Origin of the sequence: Bacteroides sp. MSK.20.12, from assembly GCF_019052435.1 — a bacterium.
In the GTDB taxonomy this organism is placed as follows: Bacteria; Bacteroidota; Bacteroidia; order Bacteroidales; family Bacteroidaceae; genus Bacteroides; species Bacteroides xylanisolvens.
Window position 1 is genome coordinate 92,743 of sequence record NZ_JAHQVH010000003.1, and the last position, 17,261, is coordinate 110,003.

General features: G+C 39.1%; 13 protein-coding genes. 9 read left to right on the forward strand and 4 right to left on the reverse strand.

From position 1 onward, the window contains the following. Window positions 1-17: 17 nt before the first annotated feature. The 4 genes from KTR06_RS02495 to xerD all read right to left on the reverse strand — a co-directional run bounded on the left by KTR06_RS02495 (window position 18) and on the right by xerD (window position 5,542). On the reverse strand, window positions 18-1,556 hold the full coding sequence (locus KTR06_RS02495; RefSeq protein ID WP_087322160.1) for a YifB family Mg chelatase-like AAA ATPase: 1,539 nt from the start codon (window positions 1,554-1,556) through the stop codon (window positions 18-20). Between the two features lie 13 nt (window positions 1,557-1,569). Further along, window positions 1,570-2,640, reverse strand: coding sequence for a TlpA disulfide reductase family protein (locus KTR06_RS02500; protein WP_004296528.1), 1,071 nt, complete (start codon window positions 2,638-2,640; stop codon window positions 1,570-1,572). A gap of 112 nt (window positions 2,641-2,752) precedes the next feature. Then, a complete protein-coding gene (locus KTR06_RS02505; protein WP_004323056.1) occupies window positions 2,753-4,447 on the reverse strand; it encodes a tetratricopeptide repeat protein in 1,695 nt (564 codons plus the stop codon). A gap of 135 nt (window positions 4,448-4,582) precedes the next feature. Next, the gene (xerD, locus tag KTR06_RS02510) at window positions 4,583-5,542 is read right to left on the reverse strand and encodes a site-specific tyrosine recombinase XerD (RefSeq protein ID WP_099146214.1); all 960 of its coding nucleotides are present in this window, start codon (window positions 5,540-5,542) and stop codon (window positions 4,583-4,585) included. A 62-nt stretch (window positions 5,543-5,604) separates the two neighbouring features. Here xerD and aroQ point away from each other — a divergent pair, with 62 nt between their 5' ends. The 9 genes from aroQ to KTR06_RS02555 all read left to right on the forward strand — a co-directional run bounded on the left by aroQ (window position 5,605) and on the right by KTR06_RS02555 (window position 17,256). Continuing rightward, the gene (gene aroQ / locus KTR06_RS02515; RefSeq protein ID WP_004311171.1) at window positions 5,605-6,024 is read left to right on the forward strand and encodes a type II 3-dehydroquinate dehydratase; all 420 of its coding nucleotides are present in this window, start codon (window positions 5,605-5,607) and stop codon (window positions 6,022-6,024) included. A 36-nt stretch (window positions 6,025-6,060) separates the two neighbouring features. Further along, window positions 6,061-7,518 carry a pyruvate kinase gene (pyk, locus tag KTR06_RS02520; protein ID WP_004317152.1) on the forward strand — a complete coding sequence of 486 codons (1,458 nt, stop codon included), beginning with the start codon at window positions 6,061-6,063 and terminating at the stop codon, window positions 7,516-7,518. Window positions 7,519-7,538: 20 nt separating this feature from the next. Continuing rightward, complete coding sequence (locus KTR06_RS02525; protein ID WP_004311173.1) at window positions 7,539-8,195, forward strand: O-methyltransferase; 657 nt, start codon at window positions 7,539-7,541, stop codon at window positions 8,193-8,195. A gap of 16 nt (window positions 8,196-8,211) precedes the next feature. Further along, the gene (gene rbfA / locus KTR06_RS02530) at window positions 8,212-8,544 is read left to right on the forward strand and encodes a 30S ribosome-binding factor RbfA (RefSeq protein WP_004296522.1); all 333 of its coding nucleotides are present in this window, start codon (window positions 8,212-8,214) and stop codon (window positions 8,542-8,544) included. Between the two features lie 17 nt (window positions 8,545-8,561). After that, a complete protein-coding gene (locus KTR06_RS02535) occupies window positions 8,562-9,788 on the forward strand; it encodes an FtsX-like permease family protein (RefSeq protein ID WP_008023272.1) in 1,227 nt (408 codons plus the stop codon). A 145-nt stretch (window positions 9,789-9,933) separates the two neighbouring features. Next, window positions 9,934-10,485, forward strand: coding sequence for an RNA polymerase sigma factor (locus KTR06_RS02540; protein WP_008642439.1), 552 nt, complete (start codon window positions 9,934-9,936; stop codon window positions 10,483-10,485). 155 nt (window positions 10,486-10,640) lie between these two features. After that, window positions 10,641-11,756 (forward strand): FecR family protein, encoded by a 1,116-nt coding sequence (locus KTR06_RS02545; RefSeq protein WP_217289936.1) that lies wholly within the window; start codon window positions 10,641-10,643, stop codon window positions 11,754-11,756. 152 nt (window positions 11,757-11,908) lie between these two features. Next, window positions 11,909-15,298, forward strand: a complete 3,390-nt coding sequence (locus tag KTR06_RS02550) for a TonB-dependent receptor (RefSeq protein ID WP_074910504.1) — start codon at window positions 11,909-11,911, stop codon at window positions 15,296-15,298. Between the two features lie 11 nt (window positions 15,299-15,309). Beyond that, window positions 15,310-17,256 carry a RagB/SusD family nutrient uptake outer membrane protein gene (locus tag KTR06_RS02555; RefSeq protein ID WP_015531785.1) on the forward strand — a complete coding sequence of 649 codons (1,947 nt, stop codon included), beginning with the start codon at window positions 15,310-15,312 and terminating at the stop codon, window positions 17,254-17,256. Window positions 17,257-17,261 lie beyond the last annotated feature (5 nt).

Genomic DNA, 17,261 nt, shown 5'->3' on the forward strand with positions numbered 1-17,261 from the left:
TATGATGTTCGCTGCAATTATCCTGCCCAATTCTCTCTATCGAGATTCCGATAACTGATAGCTTCTGCCAGATGGCTCGGTCGTATTTGCTCCATTCCTTCCAGGTCGGCTATTGTACGGGCTACTTTTAGGATTCGGTCGTAGGCTCGGGCAGACAAGTTCAGTCGCTCCATAGCACTCTTTAATAGCGCCAGTCCTTTTTCGTCCGGTCGGGCATACATGGCGAGCAGTCTGCTGTTCATCTGTGCATTACAATAGACACCCGTACATTCGGCATATCGTCTTTCCTGCATTTGGCGGGCTTTTATCACTCGTTGCCGAATGATACTGCTCGGTTCCCCTTGTCTTTGGTCGGAAATCTTATCAAAAGGTACGGGAACAATCTCTATCTGAATGTCAATACGATCTAATAACGGACCGGATATTTTATTCAGGTATTTCTGTACTTGCCCGGGACTGCATACGCATGCTTTTGTCGGATGATTGTAGTATCCGCATGGACAAGGGTTCATGGACGCGATCAGCATCAGATTGGCCGGATAGCTGATAGTACTTTTGATGCGTGAAATAGTGATCTGGCGGTCTTCCAATGGTTGGCGCAACACTTCCAGCACTCCTCGGTTGAATTCCGGCAATTCATCTAAGAAAAGTACCCCATTATGTGCCAGACTGATTTCTCCGGGTTGTGGAAAACTTCCTCCGCCAACCATCGCCACCTGGGAAATTGTGTGGTGAGGGTCGCGGAATGGGCGTTGGGAAATCAATGATGAACCGCGTTTCAGTTGTCCGGCAACTGAATGTATCTTGGTGGTTTCCAAACTTTCACCCAGAGAAAGAGGAGGAAGAATGGAAGGAAGGCGTTTGGCCATCATCGATTTACCGCTACCCGGAGCACCTACCATTATTAAGTTATGCCCTCCGGCTGCTGCAACTTCTAGTGCCCTTTTTACATTCTCTTGCCCTTTAACATCTGCAAAATCCAAGTCACAGTTCGTCTGTTGTTGATAGAATTCTTCCCGTGTATTAACAACAGTCGACTCTAATTCGCGTTCATTATTGAAGAATTCGATGACCTCCTTGATATTACTGACCCCGTATACTTTTAATTGATTGACAACGGCAGCTTCCCGTGCGTTTTGTTGGGGGATGATTAGTCCTTCGAAACCATCTTCGCGCGCTTTGATAGCAATGGGAAGCGCACCTTTGATAGGTTGTATACTTCCGTCCAGACTTAGTTCGCCCATTAACAAATAGCGGGAAAACTTCTCGGAAGAGATTGTTTCGTTAGCTCCTAACAATCCGATGGCAAGAGGCAAGTCATAAGCTGAACCCTCTTTTCGGATGTCGGCTGGTGCCATATTAACTACTATATTGCTAGTGGGCATTTTATAGCCATTTACCAGCAATGCGGAAATAATACGTTGATGGCTTTCTTTGACCGCAGAATCCGGAAGGCCGACGAGATAGAACATACAGCCGCGCGAGCTGTTAACTTCGATTGTGATGAGTGTTGCATCAATCCCTTGAACAGCCGCTCCGAATACTTTAATTAACACGTTTGATTATTGATTATTTTTTCTTCTTATTGTCTTGTTTTTCCTTTTCTTCAGCAGCAGTGACTACTTCCTCAATTTTCTTCTTCAATTGTTCTCCTTTGAGGTTTTTCGCGAGAATCTTACCGTCTGCCGACAGAAGAATGTTGCTGGGAACTTGCTTGATGGCGTATTGTTTGGCTACTTCGGAATTTAGTCCGCCAAAATCACAGACTTGCTCCCAATTGAGCGTATCACGTTTTATAGCATCCTGCCATTCTTGTTTATCCATATCAAGGGAGATACCGAGCATGGCTATATGTTTGTTCTTCTTATATTTCTGATAGATCTCTTTTAACTCGGTATTGCTTTGGTGATTGGAAATGCTATCTCCCCATGAAGCCCAAAAGTTGATTAACAAGTTCTTTTTCTTGAAATCTTCTGATGACCGGGTAATTTTCTCTCCTTTTATGTTAGATAGACTGAAGAAGGGAGCATATTTGCCTGTTTCTGTTTTCTCTGACAGTGAGATGGCTTCGTTGAGCTGTTCAATATACAGCTTGTCTTGCAATATTCCTGTCATGACTTCAATTAGCTTCTTTATTTTGTTGAAATCGGGCGAATCTTTCTGAACAAAGTATTTATCCAACAAGTAGAGGCTGACAAAAGAGGAATGATGCTTCATGATGAATTCTTCTGCTTTTTGCTCTAAATCTTTCTCGGATGGGGTAGGCAGGCTATTTAGTTCTTTCTGAAAGTTTGTAAACTCTTCATTATATATATTACCATTGATATCCAGATATTCCGGGTGATTGATATCTCCTTTTATTTTGATCTGATTTCCTTTGTCAAGGAAGATTGGATATTCTGTCTGATTGTCAATAAGTAAAAAGGCAGAAGTAATGGTGTCTATTGAAGCTGTATAAGAGAATTTATCGTTCTTCGCGAAAATGGTATCTATCCGGTCGAATGATTCGTCCATTCCATACAGATAAAGCGTATCTGTGCCCAGGCCTTTGATTTCCCCGGTTATGCTAACCTTCTTTGAAGATTTACCACAACTGCATAGACAAATGATTATGAGGATTAAAATGCTACTCTTTTTCATTGCTTTGATTTCTTTTCTGCGAAAGTACGGTTTTTACAGATAAAAAAAAAGAATTGCCCGTCATTTATAATGACAGGCAATTCTTAATATTTAAAATAGAGTGGTAATTCTCTTATTTAATGATGTTCATGAAATCTGCATTTGTGAAGAATTTAGCAAATTCCAAGTCAGTAGCTGCTTTCTTAGCTAATGAAGAATCTTTAGCAACTGCGCTCTTCAAGCTGCTTGTTACCATAGAAGAATTATTAGTTCTAGCACCTAAAACTGCCATCAGGTAGTCAGTGTAAGCATCAGGTCTTTCTACGTTAGCCAACGTGTTTTTAGCTTTGTTGTAGTCCTTAGCAAGGATTTGAGCCAAAGCAGCACTGTTAGTCTTAGAGTCACCGAATGAGTTTACTGCTCTTTCATATTGACCTTGAGCGATGTACAGGTTACCCATAGATTCGCCAAGTTCTTTTGTGCCGGCAGCTTTACCGAAGTATGCTTCTGCAGCAGCTTTGTCACCCTTCATCAAAGAGATCAAGCCTAAGTTCATGTTAACTTCAGGAGTAGCATTAACGCTGGCAGCTTTCTTGAAGTAAGATTCTGCTTTGTCAATGTTACCGGCTTGGTAAGCTAATTTACCTAAGTTGTTGTAACCACGGTAATCGTTCGGGAACTGTTTGGTAGCTTGAGTGTAGATAACTTCTTGCTTAGCAGGATCGCTAGTCAGTGTAGCAGCATACAGCAATTCTTCTACGTTCAGTTCAGAAGGATTAGAAGAAGCCAACTTAGCGATTTCTTCGTCAGACTTACCGATGATTTCATAGTTCAAAGTCAAACGAGAACGACGCAATTGAGGAAGAATTGTGTTAGCCAATTCTTTGTATACAGCAGAGATGTTCTTGATTTCGCTTTCTCTTTGAGCAGGATCTTGGTACATTGCAATAACGCGGAGAATCAACTCTTTGTCTTGGATGTTAGATTTAGAAACCAGTTCTTGGAAACCTTCCCAGTCTTGTGCAGTATATTTAGCATCGATCGGAGCATCGATTTTTGCTTTCTTCAGGTCTTTGCTCAACATCTTAGTTGTGTTGCCTTCACGGTTTTCAGCAAGAGTAGTATTCAAGCTTACACCACCATCAGGAGAAGCGTATGCAGAAACTTCGATGTTGCTGATCTTCTTGTTAGCAGCTTCGTTAACGTTAGCTACTTCTTTGTTGAATTCTTTAGCAGTCTTCAATTCGCTGGAACGAATGTTAGCTTGTTGGATCAAGAACATGATGTTGGCATCGTGTTTTTCTTTGATGATACGTTGGAACGCGTCTTCGCCCAATGCTGGGTTAGCGTTACCTAATGTATTGTTTACTAATTCAGAAGTAGAGATTACACCATCAGCTATTTTCACAGCAGGAATAGTCACCACTTTCTTTCCGATAGTAGCTTTGAATTCCAGATACAATTCTGACTTAGCCATTTCAGGAACATAGTCAAAAGAAGTTTTCATCGTGTAGCTACCGCCCATCTTGTAAGAGATAGTCTGGTCGTTACCTTCCACTTTTTCACCTTGGAAAGTAGCTGGTTGGCCTTTAGCTTCGCCGCCATTCCATTTCAAAACCGGAGTAACTTCTACAACCGCTTTTTTGTTGAAATACTTTTCAGGAAATTTACCATTGATGGTCGCAGGAACTTTACCACCTACTGCCTCCAGCACTTGCGGAGTAACAGTGAAGTAATCAGCTGACAATTCACCCATTTTTTTGCTGCAAGAAGAGAATAATGCAACAACCATTGCCATGAGTAAAGGCAAGTACAACTTCTTAGTCATTTTAGGTATAAATTAAATGTTTGTAATTGAAATATCGTCTATTTGCCAACCTCCTTCTGCTCACACAGAAAAAGTAACGCAAAGATATTAATTCTTAATATAATTATATAGATAAGGGGGCGATTTTATCATAATTTAATGAAATAACTCCTCTTTTTCTTTCCTATACTTGATATTTCGTGGGTGATGCTCGATAATCTCACTACGAAGCATATTGCGGTCGATGTGGGTATAGATTTCCGTTGTCGCAATGGATTCATGTCCGAGCATACATTGAATGGCTCTCAAATTGGCTCCACCTTCCAGTAAATGAGTGGCAAAGGAGTGCCGGAAAGTGTGTGGACTGATGTTTTTGGTAATGCCCGCTTTTTGTGCTAATTCTTTTATCATATGAAAGATCATAATCCGGGAAAGTCCTTTGCCTCTCCGCTGACTGACGAAAACGAAATCCTCATGCCCTTTTTTCACTTCAATCTGGTTACGGTCTGTGATGTAAAGCTTTATTTCATTAATAGCCCGGGGGGAGATCGGTACGAGTCGTTGTTTGCTTCCTTTTCCTTCTACTTTGATAAAGCCTTCATCAAAATAGAGGTCGGATAGTTTAAGGGTGATAAGTTCTGATACCCGAAGTCCGCAGCTGTATAGTGTTTCTAAAATAGCTCTGTTTCGCTGTCCTTCAGCTTTGCTGCGGTCGACGGCGGAGATAATCCGGTCAATTTCCTCCACAGTCAGTACTTCAGGAAGTTTGAAACCTATTTTAGGGCCTTCTAATAGTTCACTGGGGTCTGCTTCCAGATAGTTTTCGAGGATGAGAAAACGGAAGAATGATTTGATTCCTGATAAAATGCGGGCTTGTGAACGGGGATGAATGCCGATGTCATGTAATCCGGCCGCAAAATGTTGAAGATCGGACAGGCATACGTCCAATACGTAAATCCCTTCCAATTTCAGAAAGCTCATCAGTTTGTCCAGATCCGTCAGATAGGCATCCAGCGTATTAAGAGATAAGGACTTTTCCAGTTTGAGATACTGCTGATACTTCCTGATTATCAGCTCTTGTTGTTCCTTCTTATGCTTTTTTTCGTTGATTTCCATTTCTTTTTTCTACCTTTGCACATTCTTTCAGATACAAAGGTATAAAAAAACAGGATTGCGCGATGAAGATACAAATTATTAATGGCCCGAATATTAATCTGTTGGGTAAGCGTGAACCTTCCATTTACGGAAGCGTTACATTTGAAGATTACTTGGCTGATCTTCGCAAAAGATACGTTGACGTGGAGATCGACTATTTTCAATCGAACATCGAGGGAGAAATGATAGACTGCATACAGCAGGTGGGATTTGATGTGGATGGTATAATCTTGAATGCAGGTGCGTATACACATACTTCCATAGCTTTGCAGGATGCTATTCGTTCTGTGACATCTCCGGTGATTGAGGTGCATATTTCTAATGTGCATAGTCGCGAGTCTTTTCGGCACGTATCGATGATTGCTTGTGCTTGTAAAGGAGTGATTTGTGGCTTTGGGCTAAATTCGTACCGTTTGGCTTTGGAGGCTTTATTGGATAGATAATAAATAAGGTAATAATATATAATAGGTAGAAAGACTATGTTATTGAAACAGACTAAGATTGTGGCTTCCATCTCGGATAGACGTTGTGATGTGGATTTTATAAAACAGTTGTTTGAAGCTGGGATGAATGTAGTGCGTATGAATACAGCGCATGCTAGCCGTGAAGGTTTTGAAGCTTTGATTGCAAATGTACGTGCTGTGTCCAACCGTATTGCGATTTTGATGGATACAAAAGGTCCGGAAGTTCGTACAACGGCTAATGCAGAGCCGATTCCATATAAAATAGGAGAGAAAGTAAAGATTGTAGGTAATCCGGATTTGGAAACAACCCGTGAGTGCATTGCTGTTTCATATTCGAACTTTGTGTCTGACCTGAATATCGGTGGTACGATTCTGATTGATGATGGCGATCTGGAACTGGAAGTTATTGATAAGACGGATGGTTATTTGCTGTGTGAAGTTAAGAACGATGCTACTTTGGGAAGCCGTAAAAGCGTAAATGTCCCGGGTGTTCGTATCAATCTTCCTTCATTAACGGAAAAAGACCGTAACAATATTCTTTATGCTATCGAAAAGGATATTGATTTTATCGCTCACTCTTTCGTACGTAACCGTCAGGATGTACTTGACATACGTGAAATTCTGGATGCACATAATAGTGATATTAAGATTATTGCTAAGATTGAGAATCAGGAAGGGGTGGATAATATCGATGAAATCTTGGAAGTGGCAGATGGCGTAATGGTTGCTCGTGGTGACTTGGGTATCGAAGTGCCTCAAGAACGTATTCCGGGAATCCAGCGTGTATTGATTCGCAAGTGTATTCTGGCAAAGAAGCCGGTAATCGTTGCTACTCAAATGCTCCATACAATGATAAATAATCCTCGTCCGACTCGTGCGGAAGTGACTGATATTGCCAATGCAATCTACTATCGTACAGATGCTTTGATGTTGAGTGGAGAAACTGCTTATGGTAAGTATCCGGTAGAAGCGGTGAAAACGATGACTAAAATTGCGGCTCAGGCAGAAAAAGATAAACTGGAAGAAAATGATATCCGTATTCCGTTAGATGAGAATAGTAATGATGTTACGGCGTTCCTTGCTAAACAAGCAGTAAAAGCTACTTCTAAGCTAAAAATACGTGCTATTATCACTGATAGTTATAGCGGACGCACTGCTCGTAATCTGGCTGCTTTCCGTGGAAAGTATCCAGTGCTGGCTATCTGCTATAAAGAAAAGACAATGCGTCATTTGGCTTTGTCTTATGGTGTGGAAGCTATCTATATGCCGGAATTGGCTAACGGACAGCAATATTACTTTGCGGCATTGCGCCGTCTGTTGAAAGAAGGCCGTTTGCAGCCTTCCGATATGGTAGGTTATTTAAGTAGTGGTAAGGCAGGAACAAAGACCTCATTCCTCGAAATCAATGTAGTGGAAGATGCTTTGAAGCATGCAGAGGAGACTGTATTACCTAACAACAACCGTTATCTTTAATTTTTAGAGAGGTAAGTTTTATGCAGGAAACCGAATCGATAGACGAATATATTTTGCAGCATATTGATCCCGAGAGCGATTACTTGAAATCGCTCTATCGGGATACGCATGTAAAGCTCCTTCGTCCTCGTATGGCTTCCGGGCATTTGCAGGGACGGATGCTGAAGATGTTTGTAGAAATGATTCAGCCTCGTCAGATATTGGAAATCGGAACGTATAGCGGCTACTCCGCCCTTTGTTTGGCGGAAGGTCTGCCGGAAGGTGGACTGTTGCATACGTTTGAGATCAATGATGAACAAGAGGACTTTACCCGTCCATGGCTGGAGAAATCACCGTTTGCCGATAAAATTCGTTTTTATATAGGTGATGCTTTAGAACTTGTTCCGCGTTTAGGTGTTACTTTTGATATGGCTTTTATTGATGGTGATAAACGTAAGTATATTGAATACTACGAGATGACATTGGCGTATCTTTCCGAAGGCGGATATATCATTGCTGATAATACTTTGTGGGACGGGCATGTGCTTGAACAGCCTCGCAATACGGACGCTCAAACAATTGGTATTAAAGCCTTTAATGATTTGGTAGCACAAGATGTGCGAGTGGAAAAAGTAATACTTCCTTTGCGTGACGGATTAACGATCATAAGGAAGAAAATAGTAAGTAGTAAATCGTAAAACAGTAAATAACTTTATGGAAACAACCAGACAGAATAAGATATCTCGCCTGTTGCAGAAAGAGCTAAGTGAGATATTCCTGCTTCAAACAAAGTCCATGCCAGGTACATTGGTCTCTGTTAGCGCAGTTCGTATCAGTCCTGATATGAGTATTGCCCGTGTCTACCTTAGTGTTTTTCCTTCAGAGAAAGCAGAAGAGATGGTGAAGAATATCAATAACAATATGAAATCCATTCGTTATGAGCTTGGGACTCGTGTACGTCACCAACTACGTATCATTCCTGAACTGAAATTTTTCGTGGATGATTCATTGGATTATATTGAGAAAATAGATTCATTGCTGAAGTGAAATAATTCATTGCAGAGGTGAACTTCCCTTTTTATATAGCCAGGCGTTATCTTTTTTCAAAGAAAAAGCATAATGCTATTAATATCATATCCGGCATTTCCGTATGTGGAGTGGCTCTTGCTACGCTTGCTTTGGTTTGCACTCTTTCTGTTTTTAATGGCTTTCAGGATATGGTGGCCAGCTTTTTTACGGCTTTTGATCCGCAGTTGAAAATTACGGTCCGTGAAGGAAAAGTCTTTGATGCACAAGATGAACGGATTCGTGCCGTTTGTGCGCTTCCTGAAGTGGAGGTGTTTACAGAGACGCTCGAAGAGAATGCAATGGTGCAATACAAGGACCGTCAGGCTATGGTTGTACTAAAAGGGGTGGAAGATAATTTTGAAGAGTTGACGGCCATAGACAGCATACTTTATGGCGCGGGAGAATTCGTTCTTCATGATTCGATCGTGAATTATGGCGTCATGGGAGTGGAATTGGTTGCGACTTTGGGAACTGGTTTGGAGTTTGTCGATCCTCTTCAGGTATATCTTCCCAAGCGAAATGCCAAAGTGAACATGGCAAATCCCGGCGCTTCTTTTAACCGTGATTATCTATATTCGCCAGGTGTCGTATTTGTGGTGAATCAGCAAGAATATGATGGAAAATATATTTTGACTTCTCTCGATTTTCTTCGTCAGCTTCTGGATTATACAACAGAAGTCTCTGCGATGGAATTGAAATTGAAATCTAATGTAAATACTTCATCGGTACAATCTAAAATAGAAAACATACTAGGTGATGATTTTGTTGTTCAGAATCGTTATCAGCAGCAGGCAGATGTTTTCCGTATTATGGAGATAGAGAAGCTAATCTCTTATTTGTTCCTCACTTTTATTTTAATGATAGCCTGTTTTAATGTGATAGGCTCCCTTTCTATGTTGATCTTGGATAAGAAGGATGATGTAGTAACTTTGCGAAGTCTTGGAGCTAGTGATAAACTCATCTCCCGAATATTCCTCTTTGAAGGACGTCTCATTTCTCTTTTTGGCGCTATTTCCGGTATTGTCCTGGGCTTAATCCTATGTTTTATCCAACAGAAATTCGGTATAATTTCATTGGGAGGCGGTGGTGGTACTTTTGTTGTAGACGCCTATCCTGTCAGCGTTCACGCTTGGGATGTCGTATTAATCTTTATCACAGTTTTAGCTGTTGGTTTTCTTTCCGTATGGTATCCTGTACGTTATCTAAGTAAGAGACTTTTATAGCTAAATGGTAATGTTTTTATTATAGCCATTTTTCTATAATTGATAACTTTTAATGCCTTTTTATGGTGTTTTATTTTCGTAATTGATACGATACTGCTATATTTGGCTCAATTTTGTTAATTGGAAATAATCTATAAATACTTCTGTGAAACTTGAGAATAATGAAATATGTAGAATAGTAGACGGCGATGAAATTGCTTTCAATCGTTTTATGGAGCATTATTCTTCGCGTTTATATCACTATACATTTGCGCTACTTGGCCAGAAGGAGTCAGCTGAAGAGATTGTGAGTGATGTTTTTTTTGAAGTTTGGAAAAATAGAAAAAGTCTGGCTGAAATTGGCAATATGAATGCTTGGATCCAGACAATCACCTATCGAAAAGCGATTTCTTTTTTGAGGAAGGAAACTGGAAAGTATGAATTGTCATTTGATGATATCGAAGATTTTATTTTTGAGCCGGTTCAATCTCCAGCCGAAGAGATGATTAGTAAAGAAGAAATGGCTAAAATTAATGACGCCATTCAACAACTTCCTCCCAAGTGTAAACATGTCTTTTTCTTGGCAAAAATAGACGGACTTCCCTATAAAGATATCGCAGATATGTTGAACATATCAGTGAAGACTATCAATAACCATATTGCTTTTGCGTTAGATGAAATTGCTAAAAGATTGAATATGAAATCTCGCAAGAGCTAAGTTTTTTACTCTCCTGCTTATTAATGCCTTATTTTTTCACATAGCTAACTCCACTTTTATTCTTTTTACCCGAAAAATGAAAAAAAATCATTTTTGACTGGGAGATTTTTTTTTTAGTTGCGTCTTTATCTATAGAACAACATTAAAATAGGATTATGAGCTTGAAAGAATACCATCGTCTCGCAGATTTATTTAGTAAATTGAATTCTCAAGAAAATATTGAGGATGATTTTACTTCTATGCCTGATGCTGAGAAGTTGAAATTCTTTTGGGAAAATTGTGTGCAGGAAAAGATTGATTCATCTTCTATCATAGAGAAGACTCAACGAAAGATGCGAAAAGATGCTATGAAGCGCAGAAAGAAATATTTCTTAGTTGCTTCAGCTTCTATTGCTGCTTCCTTTTTGATTTGTATTTCAACTATTTATTTTTTAAATCAGAATGGAAGTGTTAATTTAGACTTTCAGGCTATTGCTGAAGAAATGGATAGCCAATCTGTTGAGGAAGTGACTCTTATTACTTCCAAGGAACAGCTTAATTTGGATGAAGATGTTTTCATTAAGTATTCGAAAGAGGGGAAAGTTGCTGTCAATTCACAAGTGATAAAAGAGAAAGAAGAGAAAACCAAAGAGGAACAAGAATATAATCAGCTACTTGTTCCTGTGGGGAAAAGGGCTAGAGTAGAATTGTCTGATGGGACTCGGCTGGTCGTTAACTCCCAGTCAAAAGTGATTTATCCTCGTTGTTTTAAAGGAGACATTCGTAAAATCTATGCCCAAGGAGAAGTTTTCCTGGAAGTTGCGCATGATAAGAAACATCCTTTTATAGTGGAGTCTGATGATTTTAAACTGCAAGTGTTAGGAACGAAGTTCAATATCTCGAATTATAAAGGAGGAACAACTAATATTGTATTGGTGGAAGGTGCGGTAGAAGTTACTGATAAGAATGAAAAGAAAGCACGTTTGAATCCTAATGATCTGTTGAATATAGCAAATGGTACAATTGCTTATCAGAAGCAAGTTGATGTAGCAGAGTATATTAGTTGGGTAGAGGGGATCATGTTATTGAATGGTAATGATTTGTCGCAGATCATTCAAAGACTAAGCATCTACTATGGTATATCTATTCAATGTGATCCAATTATTGGTAAAGAAAAAGTGTATGGGAAATTAGATTTGAAAGATGATATAGACGAGGTGATTGAATGTATTCAGCAAACCCTGCCATTCACGATCGAAAAAAGTGATACTAGTATATATTTAAATAAATAATTTTTTTAATTAATCTTTTAATATGTTTGCCTATGAAGAACAGACTGCCATTATGACAAAAAAAAATCGGATAAATATTGCCGTATTTACCCGATAGTAATTCCCTAGTTAAATCAATAAATCCAAAATTGTTAACCTAAAAAGAAATTTTTATGGTAAAGAAAACTATTTTTTTACACTTAAAGAAAAGACTTAAGCTTTTTTGCATTATAAACGTCTTTTTTATGATTCCATTCTCTTCATTCGGTACTAATTCTATTAGTTGGAATTCCGAAGAAGATTTATTCTCAGTACAGTATGAGAATGTTACAGTTAAAGATATTTTAGATTATATCGAAAAACATAGTAAGTATATTTTTATTTACTCTGCTAATGTTCAGAAAAATCTGAATAACAAAGTCTCCATTTCAGTTTCCAATAAGAAAATAGATGCTGTATTAAAAGAGTTGTTCTCAGAGACAGGACTGAATTATAAGATGTCGGGAAGACAAATTACTATTTCGGTGCCAGAAGCTCCTAAAGTACAACAAACTACACAACAAAAGGGTATTAAGGTAACAGGTAACGTTTCAGATGAAAAAGGTGAGCCTTTGATTGGTGTAACAATCATTTTGAAAAATGATTCCACAGTGCATGCATTGACAGACATGAATGGTAATTATAGTATTATTGTTCCTGAAAGAAAATCTGTGCTTTCTTTCCGTTATATTGGTTTTGTTCCTAAAGAAGAGGTTGTTAATAACCGGAAGGTTGTTAATGTACAAATGGTAGAAGATGTTGGTCAATTAGATGAGGTTGTAGTGGTTGCCTATGGCGCACAAAAGAAAGAGTCTGTTGTTGGTTCTATCACAACGATTGAGCCTGCTAAGTTAAAGGTTTCTACTACTCGTTCAATAAGTAATAATCTGGCTGGTACAGTTGCCGGTGTATTAGCTGTGCAACGTTCTGGTGAACCGGGATATGATAATTCTTCTTTCTGGATTCGTGGTATTAGTACATTCCAGGATGCCGGACAAAACCCATTGGTTTTGATTGATGGTATAGAACGCGATTTGAATAATATTGATCCTGAAGAGATAGAATCTTTTTCTGTGTTGAAAGATGCTGCTGCAAGTGCTGTTTATGGAGTGCGGGGAGCTAATGGTGTTATTTTAATTAATACAAAACGCGGACAAGTTGGTAAACCTCGTGTGACTGTAAAGGCTGAATTTGCAGCTACACAGCCAGTTAAACTTCCCGAGTATTTGGGTGCGGCAGATTATATGCAGGTTTTGGATGATATCTTGATGGATACAGGACAACAGCCTAAATATACAGATCGTATTGCAAAAACTCGTGCAGGTTATGATCCTGATTTATATCCGGACGTGAATTGGATGGATGCAATTGCAAATGATTATGCTTCGAATCAGCGTGTAACAGTAGATATTTCTGGTGGTACAGAGACATTACGTTATTCTTTTGTTGCTGCTGCGTATAATGAACGTGGTATTTTGAAACGTGATAAAAGCTATGATTGGGATCCTACTATTAAATTGCAACGTTATAACGTTCGTTCTAATGTGGATTTGAAATTAAGTCCTACTACGCAATTACGTTTTAATATTGGTGGATATTTGCAAGATAGAAATTCTACAACGAAAGATATATCTCAAATTTTCCAGAAAGCGTTCGTTGCTGTACCTCATGCTTTCCCTGCACAGTATTCCAGTGGACAGATACCGACAACAGAGGAGCCAAACGTTTGGGCATGGGCTACTCAAAGTGGATATAAAAGAAGAAGTGACAGTAAGATTGAAACACTGTTTTCTGTAGAACAAGATTTGAAATTCTTACTTCCGGGATTGAAAGTAAAAGGTACATTCTCATTTGACAGGTTTTCTTCAGGTACTGTTTCTCGTGGAAAGACACCGGATTATTATGTACCTGCTACAGGACGTGATGATGAAGGTAATTTGATTATAGCATCAAAATCCAATGGTACTAATTTCCTGGATTACTCAAAAAGCGGTGACTATGGAAATAAGAGCGTATATATGGAAGCAACTTTGTCTTATGACCGTACATTCGCAGAGAAACATTCCGTTGCTGCAATGTTATTGTTTAATCGTCGTAATTATGATGATGGAAGCAAGTTGCCTTACCGTAATCAGGGATTGGCAGGACGTGCATCTTATACCTATTCGGGTAAATATGTAGGTGAATTTAATTTTGGCTATAATGGCTCTGAAAATTTTGCCAAAGGTAAACGTTATGGCTTTTTCCCTTCAGGAGCAATTGGCTGGATTGTATCGGAAGAGGCATTTATGCAACCATTGCGTAAGGTCATATCTAAATTGAAATTGCGTGCGTCTTATGGTCAGGTAGGTAATGCTAATTTAGGTGGACGCCGTTTTGCGTACCTTTCTACAATTACCGATGACTATGATACATTAAACATGTATAAATGGGGATTGGATAGTAGTTATGGTTTAACTGGTATGGCGGAAGGTGAGTTTGCTGTACAAGATTTGACGTGGGAGATTGTTAATAAGATGAATTTGGGGGTTGAGCTAGGTTTCCTGAATGGTATGATTGATTTGCAATTAGATTATTTCGACGAACGCCGTAAAGATATATTTATGCCACGTGAGTCTGTTCCGATGACGGCTGGATTTATGAAGCAGCCTTGGAAGAATTTTGGAAAAGTGACTAATCAGGGTGTAGAAGTTTCCTTAAATGTTAATAAACAGTTTGGCAAAGACTTATTTGTCAGCTTAATGGGAACATTTACCTATGCTCATAATGAAATAACAGAAAAGGATGAACCTAGTGCAGTAGTTGGTACTAACCGTGCTGAAACAGGACATCCGGTAGGGCAATTAACTGGCTATATAGCAGAAGGTTTGTTTACAGAAGACGATTTTGAAGACGTAAGTACAGGTAAACTGAAAGAAGGAATTCCGACTCAAAGTTTTGTAAGCAAACTCCGCCCGGGAGATATCAGATACAGGGATGTCAATGGTGATGGTAAAGTGGACGTATTTGATAAATCGCCAATCGGAGGAACAAAAGATCCGGAGATAGTATATGGCTTTGGACTGAATATGAAATATAAGGATCTAGATTTTGGAGCTCTCTTTCAAGGAATAGGCCGTAGTTGGAATATATTAGGATCAAGCATTATTCCGGGTGCCAATAGAGGAGTGACAGGCAATATGTTTACTAATGCAAATGATCGTTGGACTGTAGACAACCCAAGTCAGAACGTATTTTATCCGCGTTTGGATGACGGTATAAATAGTAATAATAATCAACCATCTACATGGTGGCTGCGGAATATGAGTTTTTTACGTTTAAAAAACATTGAACTTGGTTATTCCTTACCAAAGAATTTGTGGAGAAATACTACAGTTATATCAGGCATTCGTCTTTTCGTGAGAGGAACAAATCTTTTAACATTCTCAAAATTTGATTTGTGGGATCCGGAAGTCGAAAATACTACAGGGGCTGCGTACCCAATTATGAAATCGTTATCTGCAGGTTTTGAAATTAAATTCTAATAATAGCGCATATGAAAAATAGCATATTAAAATTTATAGTACTAAGTATTATTACGACATTTACTTTTTCTTCTTGTTCTGATTATCTGGATAAGCAACCGGATGACCAGTTGGACTTAGAATCAGTATTTGAGAATAAAAAGAATATGGAACGTTGGCTGGCATATATTTATCGTGGTCTGCCTGAATATTATACTTATGATGGTCCCGATGCCATAGCTGATGAACTGATTCCTTCAGTTGGTTGGGAAGCGCAAGGATTTAAAGCCATTCAATATCAAAAAGGTAACTGGACAGCAGACAATCCCGGGGTAATTGCTTATTGGAATACTTATCCCAAATATATTCGTTCTGCTTATTTGTTTATAAAACATGCTCACCCATTGGAGGCTGTACCGGCTGAAGAAGTAGACTTTATGAAAGCTGAATGCCGTTTCTTTATAGCTTATTATAATTCTATGATGGCTATAGCTTATGGTTCAGTTCCTATTATTCGCGAGGCTAGTGAAAGTACTTCGGCTGATGATCTGATGTTGAAACAAGAGCCGTTTTATAATGTAATTGATTGGGCGGATCAAGAAATGCTGGAAGCTTCAAAACAATTGCCTGCCACTCAAACTGAAGATAAGAAATATGGCCGTGTGACTTCTGTTGGATGTTTGGCAATGCGTGCGCGTATGTTATTATTTGCTGCAAGTGACTTGGTGAATGGTAATCCTGCATTGGCGAATATAAAAAACATTGATGGAACTCCTATCTTTAATTCTGCACATGATCCGGAACGATGGAAAAGAGCAGTAGATGCTTGTAAACTGGTTATCGATGAGGCGGAAGCCGCTGGCTATCATTTGCATTATGAATATTTGGATAACGGTGATATTGATCCTTTTCTTTCTTATCAGAATGCAGTGATGAAGAGATGGAACGAAGCTAACAGAGAATTACTGTTTGTTCGCACAATGGATTCCGGTGGATGGTATGATAAAAACTGTATTCCACGTGGTTTGGGTATTAATGGAGTGGGAGCGATCGGAATAACACAATCTTTGGTTGATGCTTTTTTCATGAGAAACGGTCAAAGGCCTATTATAGGCTATAATTCGGATGGTTCTCCTAAAGTTAACCCTGATGCTAATTATTCAGAGACAGGCTTTAGTACGCAAAAAGAGACTTATTCTACAAAGTGGCAGTATGGGTCTTCAGAAGGAGATCGTAATAAAGATGAAAATGTAGTTGTAGATGCCAATACCTATAAAATGTATTGTGACCGCGAACCTCGTTTTTATATTTCAGTACTGCATAACGAACAATGGCATATTGGTGGTAAGAGAAATACAGATTTCTATATGGATGGTAAAGACGGTGGTCCTTCTCATGACGCTCCGTGGAGCGGCTATCTGGTACGTAAGAGAGTAGACCCATCTGCAAATCCCAAAGAAGGCAGTGGAGATTATAAAAATCGTCATGGTGCACTATGTCGTTTGGCAGAGATCTATTTAAGTTATGCTGAGGCGTTGAATGAATATAGCATTGAGAAGGGGACTTATACTGCTAATCAAAATGAGATTTTGAAATATGTCAATTTGATTCGTGAGCGTGCGGGTATTCCTGAATATAGTGTTTCAGCTGAAGAAGGTAAGATAACAGCCCCATCAGATCCTGTAGAAATGCGCGAGTTAATTCGCCAAGAAAGGCGTGTGGAATTGAATTGTGAATCTGGACTTCGTTTTAATGATCTGCGTCGCTGGAAATTAGCCGAGAAAGTATTGGATGGTGATTTTTATGGCATGAATGCTTATATTAAAGTATCCGATGCGGACTATAGAAATAAATATTATACTCGTACAGTATATCAGACACGTAAATTTATAAGCTATTGGTGGCCTATTCCACAGGACGATATTGATAAGAATTGGAATTTGGTACAAACTCCTGACTGGACCGTCGGAAACCAATAAATAGT